Raw genomic sequence first — 21,953 nt, 5'->3', positions numbered from 1 at the left:
TGGTCCGCGCGGGCTACACGGTGACCGCGGTGGCCGACGGCGAGGAAGGGCTGGCGGCGATCGCCAACGGCAAGACCGAATTCGATCTGATCGTGTCCGACGTGGTCATGCCGACGATGGACGGGCCCGCGATGGCGCGCGCCATCCGCAAGGTGAAGCCCGACATCCCCTTCCTGTTCATGTCGGGCTATGCCGAGGAACAGCTGCGCGGCGAGATCGACATCGACAACATGCACTTCATCCCCAAGCCGTTCAGCGTTCAGCAAATCAACGCCAAGGTCTCCGAGGTGCTGAGCGAACAGCGCTGACCGCGGGGTGGAAGAGGGCCCGACCGGGGCCCGCGGAACAAACTCGGAAAAAAGTTTCGTTCCCTACTTGTTCTTTGAGAACAAAGCCGATACATCATGCGCCAGTTGAAGAGTCGGGATGCGGCTCTGGCCAAGCGCAGGAGGTGATGTCATGGCGGCAAGTCTGAAGCTCGTAGAGGACAAGAAAGTGGACGCAGACCGCCAGAAGGCATTGGACGCCGCGCTCGCGCAGATCGATCGCGCGTTCGGCAAGGGTTCGGCGATGAAGCTGGGCCAGAAGGAAACGATGCAGGTCGAGGCGATCTCCACCGGCTCGCTCGGGCTCGACATCGCGCTCGGCGTGGGCGGCCTGCCCAAGGGCCGCGTGATCGAGGTCTACGGCCCCGAAAGCTCGGGCAAGACCACGCTGGCGCTGCATGTCATCGCCGAGGCGCAGAAGGCCGGCGGGACCGCCGCCTTCGTCGATGCCGAACACGCGCTCGACCCGGTCTATGCGCGCAAGCTCGGCGTCGATATCGACGAGCTGATCGTCTCGCAGCCCGACACTGGCGAGCAGGCGCTCGAGATCACCGATACGCTGGTGCGTTCGAACGCGATCGACGTTCTGGTGGTCGACTCGGTCGCCGCGCTCGTTCCGCGCGCCGAGATCGAGGGCGAGATGGGCGACAGCCACGTCGGCCTCCAGGCCCGCCTGATGAGCCAGTCGCTGCGCAAGCTGACCGGCTCGATCAACCGCTCCAAGTGCATGGTGATCTTCATCAACCAGCTGCGCATGAAGATCGGCGTGATGTACGGCAATCCGGAAACCACCACCGGCGGCAACGCGTTGAAATTCTACGCTTCCGTCCGCCTCGACATCCGCCGCACCGGCCAGATCAAGGATCGCGACGAAGTTATCGGCAACGCCACACGGGTAAAGGTGGTAAAGAACAAGGTCGCCCCGCCGTTCAAGCAGGTCGAATTCGACATCATGTATGGCGAGGGCATTTCGAAGATCGGCGAGATCCTCGACCTCGGCGTCAAGGCGGGCGTGGTCGAGAAGTCGGGCAGCTGGTTCAGCTACGACAGCATCCGCATCGGCCAGGGCCGCGAAAACGCCAAGACCTTCCTCAAGGAAAATACCGAGCTGTGTGCCAAGTTGGAAGCCGCGATCCGCGGCCGCACCGACGAGGTCGCCGAAGAGATGATGGCCGGTCCGGACGCGGACGAGGGCTGACCCTCTTCAAGCGGGAGCGCGTCGGCCTCGGTCACCCCCGGGTCGGCGTACCGGCCGGACTGTCCCCCGGCGCTCCCGGAAAAACGGAAAGCCGGTGCGCGCCCCCCTTGGCCGCACCGGCTCTTCCGTATCTGTGGCGGCGCCGCGCCGGCTCCCCTAGGCTGCTAGGCGAATCGCCCGCAATCGTGGCCGGGTGCTGGGAGGCTCATCGATGACGATCACCGTACACCACCTCAACAACAGCCGTTCGCAGCGCATCCTCTGGCTGCTCGAGGAGCTGGGTGCGCAGTACGAGATCGAGCATTACCAGCGCGATGCGGAGAGCAACCTCGCGCCGCCCGAGCTCAAACAGGCCCACCCGCTGGGCAAGTCGCCGCTCATCGTCGACGAGGGCCTGCGGGTGGCCGAAAGCGGCGCCATCATCCAGTATCTGTGCGAGCGCCACGGCGGCGAAGCATGGCTGCCCGCAGCCGAAAGCGAAGACCATGTCCGCCATCTCGAATGGATGCAGTTCGGCGAGAGCAGCTTCTTCGTCCCGGTCATGCTCAAGCTCTATAGCGCCCGCCTCGGCGATGCAGCCGCGCCGCTGATGCCGCGCGTGGACGAGCAGTTTGCCGCCCATGTGCAGTTCGCGGAGGACAATATCTCGGACGACCTGCATTTCATCGGAGATGACTGGTCCGCGGCGGACGTCATGATGAGCTTTCCTGCCGAAATCGCGGTGATGCAGGGCTATGCGGAAAAGGCCCCCAGGCTCGCCCGCTTCGTCGAGGCGATCCATGCACGGCCAGCCTGGCAGCGCGCGCGCGAGCGGGGCGGCGCCTACTTCATGTGGTGATCCCGGGCCCAGGCAGACTTGCAATCGGGCCTGCCACCCCACAGAAGGCAGCCGCAGCCGCCTTGCGCGGCCTCGACAATCAGGCACGGGTTTTTCGATGAAGATCGCGGTTTTTGGGCTCGGCTATGTGGGCCTCTCCAACGCCATCATGCTGTCGCAGCACAATGCGGTGGTCGGCTGCGACATCTCGCCCGAACGGGTGGCGATGCTCACCCAACGGCGCTCGCCGATCCAGGACGAGCTGGTCGAGGAGTATCTGCGGCGCGACGATCTCGACCTGTCCTTCACCACCGATGCCGCGAGAGCGATCGAGGGTGCCGATTTCGCGATCGCCGCGGTTCCGACCAATTACGACGTCGAAAGCAATTTCTTCGACACGTCGGCCGTCGATGCGGTTATCGAGCAGGTACTGGCGGCCAACGACAGCACGGTGGTGGTCATCAAATCCACCGTGCCTGTCGGCTACGTGTCGCAGGCGCGGGCGCGCTTCGGTAGCGACCGGATCATTTTCAGCCCCGAATTCCTGCGTGAAGGCAAGGCACTTTACGACAATCTCCACCCTTCGCGGATCATCGTCGGTGAGCAATCAGAGCGTGCGCGTCAGTTCGCCGACCTCCTGCTCGAACCCGCGCTCGAGAAGGACGTCCCGGTTCTTCTGACCGATGCCGACGAAGCCGAGGCGATCAAGCTCTTCGCCAACACCTATCTCGCCATGCGCGTCGCCTTTTTCAACGAGCTCGACAGCTATGCTCTCTCGCGCGGCCTCGATACGCGGCAGATCATCGAGGGGGTCGGGCTCGATCCGCGTATCGGCGGGCACTACAACAATCCCTCCTTCGGCTATGGCGGCTATTGCCTGCCGAAGGACACCAAGCAGTTGCTGGCCAATTATTCGGAAGTCCCGCAGAACCTCATCCGCGCAATCGTCGATGCGAACCGGACGCGGAAGGATTTCCTCGCCGACCGGATCATCGCCAAAGGGCCGAAGACGGTCGGCATCTTCCGCCTCGTCATGAAGGCCGGTTCGGACAATTTCCGCCAGTCCTCGATCCAGGGGATCATGAAACGAGTGAAGGCCAAGGGGATCGAGGTCATCGTCTACGAGCCGGTACTCGAGGATGACAGTTTCTTCGGCAGTCGGGTCGAGCGTGACCTCCAACGCTTCAAGGCTGCATCCGACGTGATCGTGGCAAACCGGCTCGATCCCGACCTGGCGGACGTTTCCGGCAAGGTCTTCACCCGCGATCTGTTCGGCGCCGACTGATGGCCGAGAGCCGTACCGCGCTGGTCACCGGTTCGGCGGGCTTCATCGGCTATCATCTGTCGCGGCGGCTGCTGGCCGACAGATTCCGCGTCGTCGGCGTGGATTCGCTGTCCGATTATTACGATCCCGAACTCAAGCGGCGGCGGCAGGCCGCGCTGCTGCAGAATGCGGGCTTCACCGCGATCAACAAACCGATCGAGACGCCCCGTTTTCTCGCCGACTTGTTCGCCCGCGAAGGGCCCGACATCGTCGTCCACCTCGCAGCCCAGGCGGGCGTGCGCTATTCGATCGATAATCCGCGCAGCTACCTCGACAGCAATCTTGTCGGCACTTTCGAACTGCTCGAAGCGGCGCGGGCGCATCCACCGCAGCACATGCTGCTCGCCTCGACCTCGTCGGCCTACGGTGCGAATACCGAGATGCCCTATCGCGAGACGATGAAGGCGGATCACCAGATGTCCTTCTACGCCGCGACGAAAAAGGCGACCGAGGCGATGGCACACAGCTATGCCCATCTGTTCGACCTGCCGGTGACGATGTTCCGCTTTTTCACCGTCTACGGGCCGTGGGGGCGGCCCGACATGGCGCTGTTCAAGTTCACCCGCGCCATGCTCGCCGGGGAGACGATCGACGTCTACAACCACGGCGAGATGATGCGCGATTTCACCTATGTCGACGATCTCGTGGAGGCGGTTCGCCGGCTCGTGGACACAGCGCCCGTCCGCCCCTCCGGCCCTGACGAGGTCGCGCCCGGCGACAGTCTCTCGCCCGTCGCTCCGTGGCGTGTGGTCAATATTGGCAATTCGCAGCCCGAGCAGCTTGGCGAGATGATCGCGGCGATCGAGAAAGCCTTGGGTATAACGGCGAGGCGCAATCTCATGCCGATGCAGCCCGGCGATGTGCCGGCGACCTGGGCCGATGCCGACCTGCTCCGATCCCTGACGGGCTATGTCCCGCAGACGGGTATCCGCGAGGGCGTGAAGCGCTTCGTCGACTGGTACCGCGACTATTACGAGGTGTGATGCGATGACCGATCATTCCGAATGGGTCGGGCGGGTCGGCCATGTCTGGGCCGCCGAATGGCAGCGCACCGATCGCAGCTTCGGGCCGGTGACCGAGCGATTGCTCGAAGTGGCAAGGGCAGGCGACTTCGCGCAGGCGCTCGACGTCGGCTGCGGTGCGGGCGAGCTCTCGCTTTGCCTTGCAGAGGGTCATCCATCCTCGCGCGTCATCGGGGTGGACGTAAGCGAAGATCTGCTCGGGACCGCCCGGTCCCGGGGCGCGGAGCTTGCCAATCTGCGCTTCGAGCACGGCGACGCGGCGGCGTGGAGCGCAGGAGAGGGCGAGCGGCCCGACCTCGTGGTCTCGCGCCACGGCGTGATGTTCTTCGAAGACCCGGTCTCCGCCTTCGCCCATATTGCCCGTGAGGCAGTCCTCGGAGCGCGTCTCGTATTTTCCTGTTTCCGCGAACCTTCCCAAAACGGATGGGTCCGCGAGCTCGCTTCGGCCTTGCCGAAGGGCGACGCGCCCCCGCCCGATTCCGATGCGCCAGGCCCCTTCGCCTTCGGGCGCGAGGAAAGGGTGCGCAACATCCTCCGCGATGCCGGTTGGCGGGATGTCTCGCTCGAACCGATCGACTACGGCATGGTCGCCGGCGAGGGTGCGGACGCGGTGGAAGATGCGCTGTCCTATTTTCTGCGCATCGGCCCCGCCGCGCGTGCAGTGGCGGGGCTGGAGGGCGCCGAGCGCGAGGAGGTACTGGCCCGCCTGCGCGCCGTCCTCGGGCGTCATCACGATCAGCGGACCGTATCGCTCCCGGCTGCCTGCTGGATCGTCACCGCCCACGCGCCCGGCTGATCGCCTCTCCTGCACAGTCTGGCCGGGCTTTCGCGCTTGTCGCCTGCTGCGCGATTGCCTAACTGCGCTCGCATGACTTCGACCAACGACATCCGCCGCAGTTTCCTCGACTATTTCGCGTCTAGCGACCACGCGGAAGTTGCGAGCGCGCCGCTCGTTCCGTTCAGCGACCCGACGCTGATGTTCGTCAATGCCGGCATGGTGCCGTTCAAGAACGCCTTCACCGGTCTCGAGACTCCGCCCGCGCCGCGCGCCACGAGTGCGCAGAAATGCGTCCGTGCGGGGGGCAAGCACAACGATCTCGACAATGTCGGCTACACCGCGCGGCACCACACCTTCTTCGAAATGCTCGGCAACTTCTCGTTCGGCGACTATTTCAAGGAACAGGCGATCCATCACGCCTGGACGCTGCTGACAAAGGAGTGGGGTCTCGACAAGGATCGTCTGCTGGTCACCGTCTACCACACCGACGACGAAGCCTTCGACTTATGGCAGAAGCTGACCGGCTTTGCCGACGACCGCATCATCCGCATCCCGACCAAGGACAATTTCTGGGCCATGGGCTCGGATGGTCCCTGTGGCCCGTGTTCGGAAATCTTCTACGACCATGGCGATCACATCTGGGGCGGCCCTCCGGGAAGCCCGGAGGAGGACGGCGACCGCTTCGTCGAGATATGGAACCTCGTTTTCATGCAGTTCACGCAGGAAAACGACGAGATCGTCGGCGACCTGCCCAGGCCGAGTATCGACACCGGCATGGGGATCGAGCGTGTCGCAGCGGTGCTGCAAGGCGTCCACGATAATTACGATACCGATACCTTCAAGAACCTGATCGCTGCGAGCGAGAGCCTCACCGGGGTGAAGGCCGAGGGCGAGCGGACCTCAAGCCACCGCGTCATCGCCGACCACTTGCGCTCGACCAGCTTCCTGATGGCCGATGGCGTACTCCCGTCGAACGAAGGGCGCGGCTACGTCCTGCGCCGGATCATGCGCCGTGCGATGCGCCACGCACACCTCCTGGGCGCGAGCGAGCCGCTGATGCATCGCCTCGTCCCCGCGCTGGTGACCGAGATGGGCCAGGCCTATCCCGAGCTGCAGCGCGGCCAGGCACTGATCCAGGAAGTGCTCGAGCGCGAGGAAACCCAGTTCCGCCGCACGCTCGACAAGGGCCTCAAGCTGCTCGACGAGGCGACCGGCGAAATGGGCGAGGGCGGTACGCTCGATGGAGGGACCGCCTTCAAACTCTACGACACCTACGGTTTTCCCTACGACCTTACCGAAGACGCGCTGCGCAGCCGCGGCATCGGGGTCGACAGGGGCGGCTTCGACGCTGCCATGGCGCAGCAGAAGGCCGCCGCGCGCGCCGCATGGAAGGGCTCGGGCCAGGCCGCGAACGAAGAGGTCTGGTTCGACGTCGCCGAACGCGAAGGCTCGACCGAGTTCACCGGCTACAGCTCGACCACAGGCGAGGCGGCAGTCGTTGCGATCGTCAAGGACGGTGCCGAAATCGAGGAAGCGGTCGAGGGCGACGAGGTCGTGATCCTCACCAACCAGACCCCTTTCTACGGTGAGAGCGGTGGCCAGACGGGCGATGCCGGACGTATCTGGACGCCGGAGGGCCTCGAGCTCATTGTCGAGACGACCAACAAGCCGCTCGGCCGGTTGCACACTCATGTCGGCAAGGTCTCCAAGGGCTCGGTAAAGGTGGGCGACGCGGTCCATCTCGTGATCGATGTCGAACGCCGGGACCGTATCCGTGCCAACCATTCGGCGACTCATTTGGTCCATGCGGCGCTGCGCAACCGGCTCGGCGGACACGTCACCCAGAAGGGCTCGCTGGTTTCGGACGACCGTTTCCGGTTCGACTTTTCGCACCCCAAGCCGCTTTCGGATGAAGACATTGCTGCGGTCGAAGCCGAGGTGAACGCCGAAATCCGCGCCAACGAGCAGGTCGGGACGCGGCTGATGACGCCCGACGACGCGGTTGCGGCCGGCGCGCTCGCGCTGTTCGGCGAGAAGTATGGCGAGGAGGTCCGCGTTCTCTCGATGGGTCGCAAGGGCGATGAGGGGCGCAATTATTCTGTCGAGCTCTGCGGCGGGACCCACGTCAAGGCGACCGGCGACATCGGCCTGTTCAAGATCGTCTCCGAAAGCGCCGTCAGTTCGGGCGTGCGCCGTATCGAGGCACTGACCGGCGAAGCAGCGCGTCAGTGGCTGGCCGCGCGCGACGAAGCGGTGCGCGCCATTGCCAGCACTCTCAAGACCTCGCCCGACGAGGCACCCGCTCGCGTCGCGGCGCTGGTCGAGGAACGCAAGCGGCTTGAGAAGGAACTCGCCGAAGCCAAACGCGCGCTCGCGCTGGGCGGCGGTGGATCGGGCGAGGCCGGTTCGACTGACGAAGACATCGGCGGCGTGACCTTCTCCGGCCAAGCGATCGAGGGGTTGAACCCCAAGGAACTGCGGCCGCTGCTCGACGAAGCGAAGAATCGCATGGGTTCGGGCGTGGCCGCGATTTGCGCAGTCAACGAGGGCAAGGGTGCCTTCGCCGTGGCGGTGACCGACGATCTCACCGAGCGCTTCAGCGCGGTCGATCTGGTTCGCGTCGGCGTCGAAGCGCTCGGCGGGAAGGGCGGCGGCGGGCGCGCCGACATGGCACAGGGCGGCGGGCCCGACGGGAGCAAGGCCCAGGCGGCGCTCGATGCGGTCCGGTCCGCGCTTGCGGGCTAGCCGCCTGAGTTAGCCCTGACGGCTGACCTCGGGCTCGCTGCCACGCGGGATGTCCTGACCCTTCGTGTCGGCAGGCTTGTCGGCATTCGCGCTCGGCGGCTCGGCGGTGCCGACCGGATCCTGGACATTCTGCGGCTTGAACTTCTCGCTGTTGGGAGTCGGCTCGGTCGGGTCGGGGTTGCTCATGTTTTTCTCCTTCACCCAGTCAACGACCGGGGTGGGAAGAAGTTCAAGATTTTTGCAGGCCGGCCGGATCGAGCGAGGTGTAGGCGCGCCTGACAGCCTGCCCGGCGCGCGCGATCCTCGCGGTATCGGCGAGCGTTTCGCGCGAACGAGCGATATCCGCCAGTTCCTCTTTCAACTCTGACAGGGTGGGGTCGGCCGGCGAGACCCCAAGCGCCCGATCGACGAGATAGGCAAGGTCGCTCACCGGCCGCATGGCGAGGAAGGCATCGACCATCGGACCGAGCAGCGCCTCGTCATCGCGCCAGTCGCGACCGTCGAACAGCGTCTGGACCACATGCTGGCCCGCGCCGAAACACTCGAAGCGAATGCAGCCTGCAAAGCCCTCCTCGGCCCGCCGCGCGTAGATCGTGCACCACCCGTCCGCCCCGAGCTTTGGGCAGGGTTGGCCGGCTTCCTTGGCAGCGGAAAAGCCTGGCATCTCCTCGGAAGGGTAGGCGATACAGCACAGCGCGGCGCAGCGGCTGCAGTCCGAGCGCGTTTCGAGGACCGGCGCCATGGTCAGGCCTCGGCTGTGCTGGTCCGCAGCTTGGGCTTGTAGGACAGCGCTCCCTCCTGCTCGATCTGCTCGCGGAACTCGTCGCGCTTCTCGTGGATCGAAGCAATCACCGGCCCCATCGCGACGCCGATATCGACCAGCACCGCCTCCGAGAGTTGCAGCGAACTCTCGAGCGTTTCGGGGACGGCATGGCTCGCACCCGCGCGATAGAGCTCGGCGGCATGCTGGATGTCGCGTGCGCGGCAGACGATGAGGAGATCCGGGTATTCCTTGCGCAGCTTGGTGACGAGGCGCTGCACGAGGACCGGTTCGTCCATCGTCAGGACTACCGCAAGCGCATTTTCCACGCCCAGGCGATCCATCGAATCGCCGCGTGCCGCATCGCCGAAGACCGCGCGGAAACCGCGGCGCTTGGCGCTCTCGATCAGGTCGGGATCGGCGTCGAGCGCCACGTAATCCTTGTCGTGTGCGTCGAGCATTTGCGCGATCAGCAGGCCGACGCGACCGGCGCCGACGACGATCACTCGCGGCTCGTTGCCAACGGCCTCGGGAACGTCTGGGATCGGTTCGACGCGCCGCGCTATCACTCGTCCGAGACGGGCGAGCAGGGGAGTCACCGTCAGCCCGATGGCGGTAACGATCTGCCAGAATTGCGCCGTACCCGGCTGGATCAGCAGGGCCGAACTGGCAGCTGTGAGGATGATGAGGGTGGTTTCCGACGGGCTCGCCATCAGGATGCCGGTTTCAGCCGCCGTGCTCCGCCGGGCACCCATCAGCCGCAGAAGCACGCCGGTCACGAGCGCCTTGAAGGGCAGGATCAGGAGTACCGCGGTGGCGATAAGACCGAAATTGTTCCAGATCGTCGCGAGGTCGATGCTCATGCCGACCGTGATCAGGAATATCCCCAGAGCAAGCCCCTTGAAGGGCTCCATGATCGTCTCGACTTCGCCGTGATACTCGGTTTCCGCGATCAGCAGCCCGGCGATGAGTGCGCCGACGATCGGCGAGAGTCCGACGGCCGCAGTAGCCAGGCTGGCGCCGATCACCACCAGCAGCGATGCCGCGAGGAAAAGCTCGGGGCTCTTGGTGCGCGCAGCCTGCCCGAACAGGCGGGGGAGGGCAAAGCGTCCGAGGATCATCATCGCCGCAATCACCAGCCCGCCCTGCCACAGTGTGGTGAGCATGCCTTCCCAGCCTTCGCCCCCCGCATTGGGCGCCATCGCGCCGAGGACGAAGATGATCGGAACGATCATGATGTCCTCGAAGAGCAGCATCGAGAGCGCCGCACGGCCCACGGGCGAATGGGTGCCGGCGATCGGCAGCACGATCGCGGTCGAAGAGAAGGCGAGGGCAAAGCCGAGGGCGAGGGCGCCGGTCCAGTACTGGCCCATCATCGACAGCGCGATGGCGAGGCAGGAGCCGATCACCAACAGCTCCATGGCCCCGAGCCCGAAGACCAGTTTTCGCATTTTCCACAGACGGTTGAAGCTGAGTTCGAGACCGATTGTGAAGAGCAGCAGGATGATCCCGAACTCGGCGAAGGGATCCAGCGCCTCGGGATCGGAAATGGTTATGTAGTTCAGCCAGGGGTGCTCGAAGACCAGCCGCCCGAGGCCATAGGGCCCGACGGCGATGCCGATCAGGATGAAGCCGATGATCGGCGTTACGCGAAAGCGCGTGAAGACGGGGATGACGAGCCCCGCCGCGCCGAGAATGACGAGCGCGTCCGAGATTGCGGGGCTTGCGAGTTCAGCCGATGCCATGTTGTGACCCGTAACCGCGCGACGTCGCGCTGTCACGACGCATGCGCAGCCTAACCGCCACCGGCATGCGAAGGACCCAGGGGCTCGCGCCGCGGGCGAGGCTTGCCCGGATGCTTGCCGTCTTCGTCCCATTCGATGCGGTAGAGATCGAATCTCCGGTCGGCGAGATTGCGCACCGTGCCTTCGGCGCGCGCCCAGCTGAGATCGGCGAGGTTGATGTCGCTGATGGTCAGCGTCTCGACATTCTCGCTCGCCTCGGCCGCCACGCCGTCCCGCGCGAAGGGGAAGTCGCAGGGCGTGAGGATGCAGCTTTGGGCATACTGGATGTCCATATTGCCGACGTTCGGCAAATTGCCGACATTCCCGGACAGCACGACGAAGCACTGGTTCTCGATCGCACGCGCCTGCCCGCAGTAGCGCACACGAAGATAGCCCTGGCGGCTGTCGGTGCAGAAGGGGACGAAGATGATCCGTGCGCCCTCGTCGGCCAGGCGGCGGGAGAGTTCGGGAAATTCGCTGTCGTAGCAGATCTGCACACCGATCGGGCCGCAGTCGGTCTGGATGACCTCGACCTTGTCGCCGCCCTTGATGTTCCACCAGTATCGCTCGTTGGGCGTCGGGTGGATCTTCTCCTGCGCATGGATCGATCCGTCGCGCAGACAGACATAGGCGACATTGTGGATGTCGCCGTCCTCCATCCGCGTCGGGTGCGAACCGGCGATGACGTTGATGTTGTAGCGCATCGCCATTTCGGAAATGTCCGTGCGTATGCGCGGCGTATATTCGGACAGGCGCTCGATCGCCTCGACGGGCGAGAGTTCCTTCTCTTCGAAGCTCAGCAGCATCAGCGTGAAGAGTTCGGGAAAGAGGATGAAGTCTGCCTCGTAATCGCTTGCTACGTCGACGAAATATTGCACGGTTCGCAGGAATTCGCCGTAATCGGCTACGGCGCGCGCCTGGAGCTGGCAGGTCGCTACGCGGACCGATTCGACGCCGCGCGGCAGGCGCTTCTTCACCGGCTGGTCGCGCTCGACATAGGGGTTGCGCCAGACCATCATCACCGCGTTGGACATCGAGGCCTTGTCCTCGGGCAGATAGCCTTCCATGATCCGCTCGGGCTCGAAGCCGTTGGCGAGCTGGAAGCGCAGCACGGGGTCGTGGAGCTTACCTTCGACGACCTTATCGAGATAATCCTGCGGGTTGTCGACGCGGCGACGGAGCCGACGGTAGTTGGGCATGCGACCGGCGAAGACGATGCCGGTCAGGTCCTTCTCCTCGGCGAGCGCGCGGCGTTCTTCGTAAAGGCGCCGTCCGATCCGCACACCGCGCACCTGCGGATCGACGCACATCTCGTAGCCGTAGAGCCAGTCGCCGGTGGGGTCGTGGCGACTGCCGTAGCCGTTGCCGGTGATCTCGTCCCAGTCGTGCGGCTGGAAGGCGAGCGCCTCCGCCAACTGCATGGTGGCGCAATAGCCGACCACTTCGTCATCGAGCAGCGCGACGAAGCAACCATCGCGGAAATTGTTGATCTGTCCACGGATCTCGCCGTGCGTATAGGCGGGCATGTCCTCGTAGACCCGGCGCACCAGATCGGCGATGCCGCGGATGTCCTTGATCATCGCATTGCGCACTTCGAGCCGGCGTTGGCCGAACTTTTCCGCGCCCTTGCGACGGATGCTGCGCTTCTTTGCTGCCTGCTTGGCCATTCCAACCCCGCCTATTTTTGTGTGACCCCAAACAAATGCGGGGTCGGCTTTCGCCGACCCCGCTGATCTGGCTTATCTGGGTAATGACCCAGCAGTCGAAGGGTTTCAGGCCCAGGCCTGCATTTCCTTCTCGAGGTTCTCGACGATCGCCTCGAAGAACTGCTCGGTGGTCATCCAGCTCTGGTCCGGGCCGATCAGCAGCGCGAGATCCTTGGTCATCTTGCCGCTTTCGACGGTCTTGATGCAGACCCGCTCGAGCGTTTCGGCGAACTTGACCACGTCGGGCGTGTTGTCGAAGCGACCGCGATAGATGAGGCCGCGCGTCCAGGCGAAGATGCTCGCGATCGGATTGGTGCTGGTCGCCTTGCCCTGCTGGTGCTGGCGATAGTGGCGGGTGACAGTGCCGTGCGCCGCTTCGGCTTCGACGGTCTTGCCGTCGGGCGTCATCAGCACGCTGGTCATCAGACCGAGCGAGCCGAAGCCCTGCGCCACGATGTCCGACTGGACGTCGCCGTCGTAGTTCTTGCAGGCCCAGACGAACTTGCCGCTCCACTTGAGCGCGGCAGCGACCATGTCGTCGATCAGGCGGTGTTCGTAGGTGATCCCGACCTTGTCGAAATCGGCCTTGAACTCGGCGTCGAACACTTCCTGGAACAGGTCCTTGAAGCGGCCATCGTACTTCTTGAGAATGGTGTTCTTGGTGCTCAGGTACACCGGCCACTTGCGGTCGAGGCCGTACTGGAAGCTGGCGCGCGCGAAGTCGCGGATCGAGTCGTCCAGATTGTACATCGCCATCGCGACGCCCGGGCTCGGGAATTCGAACACGTCGATGTCGATATTCTCGCCATCCTCGCCTTCGAAGACGAGGCGCAGCTTGCCCTTGCCGGGGATCAGCGTGTCCTTGGCGCGATACTGGTCGCCAAAGGCGTGGCGGCCGACGACGATCGGGTCGGTCCAGCCAGGCACGAGGCGGGGGACGTTGTCGATCACGATGGGCTCGCGGAAGACGACGCCACCGAGGATGTTGCGGATCGTGCCGTTGGGGCTGACCCACATCTTCTTGAGGCCGAATTCCTCGACGCGCGCTTCATCGGGCGTGATGGTGGCGCATTTCACGCCGACGCCGTACTGCTTGATGGCATTCGCCGCATCGATGGTAATCTGGTCGTCGGTCTCGTCGCGCTTCTCGATCGACAAGTCGTAATATTTAAGGTCGACGTCGAGATAGGGCAGGATCAGCCGCTCGCGGATCCACTGCCAGATGATTTTGGTCATTTCGTCGCCGTCGAGCTCGACGACCGGGTTCGCAACCTTGATCTTCGCCATGGGTTTCCTGTTCGTTCGTAGGTGAGTTGGGCGCGCCATAGCAGACAGGCAGGAGGGAGCAAGGGAGCGTCGCCCAAGTCGAGCGGGGGCCGGCAGCTCGAAGCCACGTCGTGTCGATGCAACAGTCTCACTTTGACGCAAATTGCCAATTCGCGTTGCACGGAATGACTAATGAGGATTAAGGACGTCCCGCGCGGAGCTTGCGTCGAACGAAAACTGCGACGTCGCATGATCGTCCATACCCCCCGGGATAGAGAAGGGCGGAGCGAAGAACGTGTATCTCGAGAATGTTTCCCATGCGATGAGCCGGCCGGCCATGGAGGGGCGGCGGATCCAGTTGTATCTGTTGATGCTGCTGGCCGATACGCTGATCCTGCTCGGCAGCTTCGTTGCCGCGGGCGGCCTGTATCGCAATCAGTGGCCGCACGAACTGGCCATGGCGATGGGCTGGGCGTTCCTTCCGATCTTCCTGGTGATCGCAGTACATCAGCGGTGCTATTCGATCCGCGCGCTCGACGAGATCCGCTATGCGATCGGCCAGGTCGGCGTGGCCCTGGTGCTTTCGGCCATGCTGTGCATGGTGATGATCTTCTATGCCAAGGCGGCTACCGAATTCTCGCGCGTCATGCTGTCGCTGGCGCTTATCCTGGCCTTTTCCGGCATGTCGCTGTTCCGTGCCGGGCTGCATTATGGCCTGCGCCGCGTCTATGGGCCGAGCGTGAGTTCGGTGCTGGTGGTGATGGACGGCGGCCCGCAGGTGGAGTTTCGCGGGGCTCAGGTCGTCCATGCGGAAGACTTCGACATCTCGGGCGCCCACACATCGCCCGACAGTCTCGATCGAATCGGGCGGCTGATGCGCGGCATGGACCGCGTCGTCGTCAGCTGTGCGGTCGATCAGCGATCGCAATGGGCCAGCGTGATGCGCGGGGCGGGCGTTCGCGGTGAAGTCATTTCCTACGCGCTGCAGGAACTGGGCGCCATCGCGCTCGAGCGCGAGGGCGGGCAGTCGTTCTTGGTGGTATCGACCGGGCCGCTCGCGCTTCATGCGCGCATCATCAAACGGGTCATGGATCTGGCCATTACGGTACCGGCGCTCATCGTGCTGAGCCCGGTCATGCTGCTGGTCGCCTTGCTGATCAAGCTCGAGGACGGCGGGCCGGTATTCTTTGTCCAGCAGCGGATGGGGGCACACAATTGCCTGTTCGACATGCTCAAGTTCCGGTCGATGCGACATGAAAGGGGCGATCGCAAGGGTGCGCGCTCGACCTCGCGCGATGACGATCGCATCACGCGGGTGGGGGCCTTCATCCGCAAGACCTCGATCGACGAACTGCCGCAACTATTCAATGTTCTGCGTTCGGAAATGAGTATTGTCGGTCCTCGCCCGCATGCATTGGGCTCGCAGGCCGGCGAAAAGCTCTTCTGGGAAGTCCATCGGGATTACTGGCAGCGCCATGCGCTCAAGCCGGGGCTGACCGGGCTGGCCCAAATTCGCGGTCACCGCGGCGCCACCGAAACCGAAGATCACCTGAAGGACCGCCTCGAGGCCGATCTCGAGTATATCCGGAGCTGGTCGATCTGGCGGGACGTGACGATCATCTTCGCAACTGCCAAGGTTCTGGTGCATCCAAATGCGTATTGACCTGCGGGGCGGGTGGCGTAAGGTACTTTCCAAAGAGACGGGCCGTTGCATGCAGAGGTTGTAAAAATACGGTGTAACAAGGAATTAACCGGTTGCGCCTTATTCGAATCGCTGCTAGCCAGACATTGAATTCTCGCGAAGAAGAACACTTAGGAGACTAAAAATGAAGACCAGCCGCCTTCTTGCCGGCCTCGGTGCCGTCGCCATGGCGACCACCTCGGTTGCTGCCACTGCCGGTACCCGTGCAGCCGACGCTTCCAACGTCGCTGTTCAGCCGGTTAAGCTTTCGAGCGTCAGTGGTGACGTTGCACGTTCGACGCTGACCAAGAAGAACAAGAGCGAGCTCGGTGGTACCGGCCTCGTTATCGCGATCATCGCCGGTCTGGCAGTGATCGGTGGCGTTATCGCCGCAGCGAGCGACGACGACCGTTCGTCGGGCGCATAAGCTAGATCCAATCTAAAATAAGGCCCCGCCAATCGGTGATTGGCGGGGTTTTATTTGCCTGATGCATGCGGAGCTCGGCGTTGAAAAACCGGTCGGAGCTTAGAGGCGGGCGGCGCTTTCCTTTCGGATGGGCGGCGCTTTTCCTGTTGGTTGTAGCCGTGGTTTTCGGCGGTGGCGGCAGTCATGCCGCGTTTGGCAATTTGCTCGTCGGCCTGGGTGCCTTGCTGGCCGTCTGCTGGTTCGCTTTCCGTGGCGACCCGCTGTCTCGTCGCTATGGCGGTGTGTTTGCGATCCTGGTCGCGGCGACGATCGCGCTTCCCCTGCTCCAGCTGGTTCCTCTTCCCGCGGTCCTCTGGCAAGCGCTGCCCGGGCGCGATCTGGCGGTCGAGGCGCGAGGTCTGGTCGCGGCAGGCGATCAGTGGTTCGCTCTGTCGCTGGACAGGGGGCGTACTCTGGGCGCGCTTGCAGCGCTTCTCGTTCCGCTGGGAGTGTTCCTTGCACTCGATCTCGACCGAAAGCGCAAGAGGGAGTCGCTGCTTCTGGTAGTGGTGGGCCTGGGGCTCGCGCATTTCCTCGTCGGCGGCCTTCAGATCATTCTCGGGAACGTCTCCTTCTTCGGTTATCCGAATCTGGTGTATGGTCAGCTCTACGGTTTCTTCGCCAACCACAATTCTGCCGGACTGTTCTTCGTTCTCTCGCTTTGTGCGCTGGCCGCAGTGGCGGATAGCGAATTCTTCGTTCGCCGGAAGTGGATGATGTGGGTGGCGGGCGTGCTCTTGAGCCTCGGCTGTGTGCTTACCCAATCGCGCTCGAGCTTGGCGCTTCTGCTTCTGGTTCTGCTCGTTTTGGGCGCCAGAACTCTCTGGTACCGGCGTTTGTCTCCGCGGCGCCCCAAGCCGGCACTCATGGGTGCCTTCGCGATTGCGCTCGCCCTGGCCATCGGATTGCTGGCCACGAACGCGCGGACGTTGCAGACCTTCGAGCGGTTCGAGAATCTCGAGGATACGCGGCCTGCTATGTGGGCCGACACGCTCATTGCGGCGGGGCGCTACTGGCCGGTGGGGAGCGGGATGGGAACTTTTGACGAAGTGTTCCAAATTGACGAGTCCCTCGAAACGCTCGTTGCGCCGAAAGCCGGGCGGGCGCACAATGATTTCCTGGAAATCTCGCTGGAGGCAGGATTGCCGGGGATTTTGATTGTCCTTATCTGGCTCGCGTGGCTGGGTGTTGCATGGTGGCGAACCCGAGGGAGCGATGGAGGCAAGCTTGCCGGCTTCTCCGCGCTGGCGCTGCTGTGTATCGCGCTCCAGTCACTGATTGACTATCCCCTGCGCAATTATGCCATGTGGAGTCTTGTTGCCTGTTTCGCCGCTGTGTTAGCAACAGCGAATGTAAATTCTCGGGGTCTGAATCTTGCCAAAAATCCGTAGTCTCTTCCCGTTGCTCTGCCTTGGGCTGCTTGCGGGCTGTTTCAATCCCGGGGCGGACCTCGCGCGAGGTGATGCCGCCTACGAAATTATTCCTCCGCAGGACCCCGAGCGCGGCCCGCCCGACTACCGTATCGGCGTGCTGGACACGCTCTCGGTCCGCGTTTTCCAGGAGCCCGAGCTGACATTCGAAACGCTGCAGGTCGACGCGTCGGGAACGATCAACTTTCCGCTGGTTGGCGAAGTCGATGCCGCCGGCAAGACCGCCATCGAGTTGAGCGAACTGCTTGAAACCGGCCTCGGTGCGCGTTTCATCCGCGATCCTCAAGTCGTCGTGGGCGTGGTGAGTTCTGCGGCGCAACGCGTCGTTGTCGAAGGCAGCGTTACCGAACCCGGGGTTTACGAGATTGCCGGGACATCCTCGTTGCTCGAAGCCATCGCCCGTGCCAAGGGCCCGACCATCACCGCGGTGGACGACGAAGTTATCGTTTTCCGGCAGATCGATGGCGAGCAGTATGGCGCCGTCTTCAATCTCCGTCATATCAGGGAAGGGCGCGTTCCGGATCCCGAAATTCTCGGGGGAGACCGGATCGTCGTCGGTTTCAGCGCCGTGAGGGGAATCTATCAGGACTTCTTGCGCGCCGCTCCCATTTTCAACATTTTCACAAGGTTCTAGGTCAATGGTTGCTGACAGCACGGGGGCAGGCGCACTGGTGGCGCCCAGCGCCGGACAGCCGCACGGGGCGCCGGAAACTCCGGCCGAAAACGATGCGCTCTTCAATGTTGACCTGCGCTCGATTTATGTCGCGGTGCAGCGCAACCTCTGGCCGATTGTCGGTATTGTCGGTGTCGCTCTCATCCTAGGCGTGGTGATCACGCTGCTAACCGTGCCGCGCTATGTCGCGAGTTCGCGGGTGCTCATCGAGCAGCAGGAAGACCAGATCATCGAAATGGATCCGGTGAGCTATAACAGCCCGAAGGACGCCGAGCTGTTTCTTCGCACGCAGACCGATGTGATCCGCTCACGCTCGCTCGCCCTGCGCGTCGTCGAAAGCGAAGGGCTGGCCGACGATGCGGCGTTCTTCGATGCGCTTGGTCATGAGTTGCCTACCGAAGAGGATGTCGATCCCGCATCGCTCGACAAGGATGGCCTCCCGGAATTGCGCCGCGAACTCGCTGTCGAACTGTTGCAGGAAAACCTTCAGGTGGACCTTCCGATCGATTCCCGTCTCGTGTCGATCTCGTTCGGCAGTGCCAGTCCGACGATTTCCGCACGGATCGCGAATTCGGTCGCAACCAACTATATCGAGAGCAATCTCGCCCGAAAGTTCGACAGCTCGGCCTATGCGAGGGAATTCCTGTCGCAGCAGCTTGGCGATGCGCGCAAGAACCTCGAACAGAGCGAGCGCGACCTGAACCAGTATTCGCGCGAAGCGGGCCTTATCCGTGTCGGCGGACAGGGCCAGAACGCGGATCGGGAAACCACTCTGTCGGTCACCAATGAATCGCTCGTCCAGCTGAACCAGGCCGCCTCGCAAGCTGCTTCGGAACGTGTGGCGGCGCAGGACCGCTGGGAGAGCATTCGTAGCCAGCCCATTCTCAGTATCCCCCAGGTCCTGAGCAATTCGGCGGTCCAGTCGTTGATCTCGGAACGCTCGAGGGTGGCCTCCGCTCTGGCAGAAGAGCGGGTGCGGCACCTCAACGACCACCCGAACGTCCAGGCGCTCGAATCCCAGGTCGCTCGGGTTGATGAGCAGATCGAATCGCTCGGAAATTCGATCAAGCGCTCGATCCGCCTTGAATACGAGGCGGCGAAGGAACGGGAAGAATCGCTGCAGGGCCGCGTCGCGGGCCTGAGGTCGGAGGCGCTCAGCGAACAGGATCGCGGCGTGCAGTACAACGTCCTGCGTCGCGAAGCCGAAACGGCGCGTGCGCTCTACGACGCTCTTCTGACGCGGTACAACCAGCTGAGCGCCACGGCCGGTGCTGCCTCGAACAATGTTTCGATCGTGGACCTCGCCGAGCCGCCGCGTTCACCGGATTCGCCGAAGCCGGTAATCAATATGCTGGTCGCGCTCCTCGCCGGACTTGGCGTTGCAGGGTTGTTCGTGTTCCTGCGCGAGCAGCTGGATGATGTTCTGCGCAGCCCGGACGACGTCGAGCGCAAACTCGGCGTTCCCATGCTCGCGCTGATCCCGAAGGTCGAGGAAGACAGGATTTCGGACGAGCTTTCGGATCCGAAGAGCCCGATCAGCGAGGCCTATCAGTCGCTCCTGACAAACTTGCGGTACAGCTCGGGTGAGGGCTTGCCCGCAACGCTGACCGTGGTTTCGGCAACGGCAAGCGAAGGTAAGTCGACCACGGCCCACACGCTCGCTCGCGAACTGGCGAACAACAACCGCCGTACCCTGCTGGTCGATGCCGACTTGCGCCGTCCGACCCTCCATCGTCGTATGGAACAGAGGGACCGCCCGGGCTTCACCTCGATCCTGGCGGGCGAGATGGCGGTAAGCGACGTCGTAACGCCGGGCCCGGTACCGAACCTGTTCTACATGACTGCATTGCCGATCCCTCCGGCACCGTCGGGGCTGCTCGCCACGGCGGATCTCGAAGGCATCATCAAAGAGTTGCGCGAGACCTACGATCATGTGGTCTTCGACTCTCCCCCGGTCTTGGGTCTGTCCGATGCGCCCACAATCGCGGTCCACGTCGATAGCGTCCTGTTCGTGGTCGATGCCTCTGCAGGTAAGCGCGGTTCGGTGAAGACGTCGATGCGCCGCCTCAACATGGTCGGGGCGCCGGTCTCGGGTGTCGTTCTCACCAAGTTCGACGCGTCGAAGATCAGCGGTGCCTATTCCTACTACGGATACGACTATTACGACTACGGGTCGGAGCGGTGACGCAGCGGGGGGGCAGGATCGCGGATGGCCTTAGGCTTCTCGTTTTCCTGATTCTCGCGGCAGCCCTGGCCGTTCTTCAGCTCGACAAGGCTTCGGAGCAGAACGGCTCCGTAGCGAATCTCGTGCCTGCCGGCTTGGGAGGGTTCGCGGATGCCAAGGTGGCCGCGAGCACGCTCGAATCCGATCATGCGAAGGCAGGGGCAAGGTTGGAGGAATTGCTCAAGCATCGTCCCATGGAGGCGGCGCACCTCAGCAATTTCGCTGTTTGGGCCGCCGAAGAGGACGATCCGCGAGCGGGCCCGGCCTTGTCATCGGCCGCCAAGCGTGGCTGGCGCGATCGCTATACCCAGATGGTCGTTCTCGCGAGTGCGGTGGCGGAAGGCAAAGTCGATGTTGCGGCTGCCCGGCTCGATGCCCTGGCTCGGCTCAAGCTCGACCAGCAGTCGATCGACATGGCGCTGTCCTATCTCGTGCAGAGCGAGGAAGGGCGGCAGGCGGTCGCGTCGCGCATTTCCGAGAGCGACTATCTCTTGCGTCGTTTCGTCCACTTTGCACGAAGTGCCCGGCCGCTGGGCCCGGATGTGATCGACACCTTCGCCATGGTCGCGCGAGAAAAGCCCGACCTGAGTTGCCATACCCACGGCGAAATGGCGTCGGTGGTGCTCAACAGTGGCAAGGCCGGTTTCCTCGAGCGTGTCTGGCCGGCACGCTGCGCCAAGAGCCCGACCGGGGATTTCGCTTTCGATGGGACGAAGGAGGAAAAGGACTGGGAGCCATTCGCATGGAAGCTGATCCGCAGCGCGGGTCTCTCTACCAGGTCGGGGACGGAAGAGGGCACTTTGACGGTGACCAATCGCGACCCGATCCGACGGTCGTTCGCTCACAGCTCGCACGTGCTCGAGCCGGGACTTTACGCCGTTGCCGTCAGCACGAAGGCAGGTCAGACCAATACGCCGGGCTTTCGGCAGGCGACGGTCGCGCTCGACATTCATTGCATCACTCCTGACGTCGAAAATCGCCCTCGCATCTTCCATGCCGAAGAAGAAGGCACCTACCGCGTCAGGATCGCTCAAGATTGTCCCATCCAGTCGATGGTTCTGTCGGTTTCGCGCGGAACGGCGGAGAACGTGAAGGTCGAAGTAAAGCCCAGCGTCAGGACCTCGTTCGCGCCGGTCACGCGAGCGCCGGTGACCTCGCCTGCCGGCGACCAGCTTCAACGGATCGCACGCCGATGATCTCCGCAACGGACATTCCCGACCTCGTGGTCATCGTCCCGCCGCGTTTCGGCGATGATCGCGGCTTCTTCAGCGAAAGCTGGAACCGGCGCAAGCTTGCCCAAGCGGGCCTCGATTTGCCCGAGTTTGTGCAGGACAACCATTCGCTGTCCCATAGTGAAGGGACCGTCCGTGGCCTCCATTACCAGGCGCCTCCCCATGCGCAGGGAAAGCTGGTGCGATGCGGCCGGGGGCGCATATTCGACGTTGCAGTGGACATTCGCACTGGGTCCCCGACCCACGGTAAGTGGCACGCCGAAGAACTGAGCTTCGAAAATGGCAGACAGCTTTGGATTCCTGCCGGCTTCCTGCATGGCTTCATGACCTTGGAGCCCGACAGCGAGATCATCTACAAGTGCACCGACTATTATTCGCCCGAATGCGATGGCGCGGTCCGGTGGGATTCTGTCGGGATCGACTGGCCGCTTGACACCACCACGCCTGCGATCTCGGAAAAAGACCGCAATGCGGTCGCATTTTCCGACTTTGCGAGCCCATTCGAATACAAAGGCTGACCC

19 protein-coding genes are annotated in these 21,953 nt (G+C 63.5%); 14 read left to right on the top strand and 5 right to left on the bottom strand.

Going from position 1 to position 21,953, the window contains the following annotated elements:
• From ACN4E0_RS13160 to alaS, 7 genes are all read left to right on the top strand, one after another.
• Positions 1–308 (top strand): response regulator (locus ACN4E0_RS13160; protein ID WP_419568531.1); only part of this gene is annotated, 308 nt, incomplete at its 5' end.
• 151 nt (positions 309–459) lie between these two features.
• A complete protein-coding gene (gene recA, locus ACN4E0_RS13155) occupies positions 460–1,524 on the top strand; it encodes a recombinase RecA (RefSeq protein WP_419568530.1) in 1,065 nt (354 codons plus the stop codon).
• A 211-nt stretch (positions 1,525–1,735) separates the two neighbouring features.
• Positions 1,736–2,362, top strand: a complete 627-nt coding sequence (locus ACN4E0_RS13150) for a glutathione S-transferase family protein (RefSeq protein ID WP_419568528.1) — start codon at positions 1,736–1,738, stop codon at positions 2,360–2,362.
• Positions 2,363–2,459: 97 nt separating this feature from the next.
• Positions 2,460–3,626 carry a nucleotide sugar dehydrogenase gene (locus tag ACN4E0_RS13145; protein ID WP_419568526.1) on the top strand — a complete coding sequence of 389 codons (1,167 nt, stop codon included), beginning with the start codon at positions 2,460–2,462 and terminating at the stop codon, positions 3,624–3,626.
• On the top strand, positions 3,626–4,648 hold the full coding sequence (locus ACN4E0_RS13140; RefSeq protein WP_419568524.1) for an NAD-dependent epimerase/dehydratase family protein: 1,023 nt from the start codon (positions 3,626–3,628) through the stop codon (positions 4,646–4,648). The genes ACN4E0_RS13145 and ACN4E0_RS13140 overlap by 1 nt, the downstream gene beginning before the upstream one ends.
• A gap of 4 nt (positions 4,649–4,652) precedes the next feature.
• The gene (locus ACN4E0_RS13135) at positions 4,653–5,483 is read left to right on the top strand and encodes a class I SAM-dependent methyltransferase (protein WP_419568522.1); all 831 of its coding nucleotides are present in this window, start codon (positions 4,653–4,655) and stop codon (positions 5,481–5,483) included.
• Between the two features lie 72 nt (positions 5,484–5,555).
• Positions 5,556–8,210: an alanine--tRNA ligase gene (gene alaS / locus ACN4E0_RS13130; RefSeq protein ID WP_419568520.1), complete on the top strand. Its 2,655-nt coding sequence runs from the start codon at positions 5,556–5,558 to the stop codon at positions 8,208–8,210.
• 9 nt (positions 8,211–8,219) lie between these two features.
• On the opposite strand, the gene ACN4E0_RS13125 is transcribed toward alaS, so the two are convergent.
• From ACN4E0_RS13125 to ACN4E0_RS13105, 5 genes are all read right to left on the bottom strand, one after another.
• Positions 8,220–8,396, bottom strand: coding sequence for a hypothetical protein (locus tag ACN4E0_RS13125; RefSeq protein WP_419568519.1), 177 nt, complete (start codon positions 8,394–8,396; stop codon positions 8,220–8,222).
• A 43-nt stretch (positions 8,397–8,439) separates the two neighbouring features.
• Positions 8,440–8,952 (bottom strand): hypothetical protein, encoded by a 513-nt coding sequence (locus ACN4E0_RS13120; RefSeq protein WP_419568517.1) that lies wholly within the window; start codon positions 8,950–8,952, stop codon positions 8,440–8,442.
• Between the two features lie 2 nt (positions 8,953–8,954).
• The gene (locus ACN4E0_RS13115) at positions 8,955–10,715 is read right to left on the bottom strand and encodes a cation:proton antiporter (protein ID WP_419568515.1); all 1,761 of its coding nucleotides are present in this window, start codon (positions 10,713–10,715) and stop codon (positions 8,955–8,957) included.
• Positions 10,716–10,765: 50 nt separating this feature from the next.
• Positions 10,766–12,421, bottom strand: a complete 1,656-nt coding sequence (locus ACN4E0_RS13110; RefSeq protein WP_419568513.1) for a GNAT family N-acetyltransferase — start codon at positions 12,419–12,421, stop codon at positions 10,766–10,768.
• 105 nt (positions 12,422–12,526) lie between these two features.
• On the bottom strand, positions 12,527–13,747 hold the full coding sequence (locus ACN4E0_RS13105; protein ID WP_419568511.1) for an NADP-dependent isocitrate dehydrogenase: 1,221 nt from the start codon (positions 13,745–13,747) through the stop codon (positions 12,527–12,529).
• 301 nt (positions 13,748–14,048) lie between these two features.
• On the opposite strand from ACN4E0_RS13105, the gene ACN4E0_RS13100 reads away from it, so the two are divergent.
• The 7 genes from ACN4E0_RS13100 to rfbC all read left to right on the top strand — a co-directional run bounded on the left by ACN4E0_RS13100 (position 14,049) and on the right by rfbC (position 21,950).
• Positions 14,049–15,389, top strand: a complete 1,341-nt coding sequence (locus tag ACN4E0_RS13100) for an exopolysaccharide biosynthesis polyprenyl glycosylphosphotransferase (protein ID WP_419568509.1) — start codon at positions 14,049–14,051, stop codon at positions 15,387–15,389.
• A gap of 163 nt (positions 15,390–15,552) precedes the next feature.
• The gene (locus tag ACN4E0_RS13095; protein ID WP_221600010.1) at positions 15,553–15,834 is read left to right on the top strand and encodes a hypothetical protein; all 282 of its coding nucleotides are present in this window, start codon (positions 15,553–15,555) and stop codon (positions 15,832–15,834) included.
• Between the two features lie 80 nt (positions 15,835–15,914).
• Positions 15,915–17,264 carry an O-antigen ligase family protein gene (locus tag ACN4E0_RS13090; protein ID WP_419568507.1) on the top strand — a complete coding sequence of 450 codons (1,350 nt, stop codon included), beginning with the start codon at positions 15,915–15,917 and terminating at the stop codon, positions 17,262–17,264.
• On the top strand, positions 17,248–17,937 hold the full coding sequence (locus ACN4E0_RS13085; protein ID WP_419568505.1) for a polysaccharide biosynthesis/export family protein: 690 nt from the start codon (positions 17,248–17,250) through the stop codon (positions 17,935–17,937). Before ACN4E0_RS13090 ends, ACN4E0_RS13085 begins: the two co-directional genes overlap by 17 nt.
• A 4-nt stretch (positions 17,938–17,941) precedes the next feature.
• Positions 17,942–20,161, top strand: coding sequence for a GumC family protein (locus ACN4E0_RS13080; RefSeq protein WP_419568503.1), 2,220 nt, complete (start codon positions 17,942–17,944; stop codon positions 20,159–20,161).
• Positions 20,158–21,396 (top strand): hypothetical protein, encoded by a 1,239-nt coding sequence (locus ACN4E0_RS13075; RefSeq protein ID WP_419568501.1) that lies wholly within the window; start codon positions 20,158–20,160, stop codon positions 21,394–21,396. The genes ACN4E0_RS13080 and ACN4E0_RS13075 overlap by 4 nt, the downstream gene beginning before the upstream one ends.
• Complete coding sequence (rfbC, locus tag ACN4E0_RS13070) at positions 21,393–21,950, top strand: dTDP-4-dehydrorhamnose 3,5-epimerase (protein WP_419568499.1); 558 nt, start codon at positions 21,393–21,395, stop codon at positions 21,948–21,950. Before ACN4E0_RS13075 ends, rfbC begins: the two co-directional genes overlap by 4 nt.
• The last annotated feature ends 3 nt before the right edge of the window (positions 21,951–21,953 follow it).

The sequence above is a fragment of the Qipengyuania sp. genome, from assembly GCF_048550555.1.
GTDB lineage: Bacteria > Pseudomonadota > Alphaproteobacteria > Sphingomonadales > Sphingomonadaceae > Qipengyuania.
This window is presented reverse-complemented; position numbering and strand designations above follow the sequence as displayed.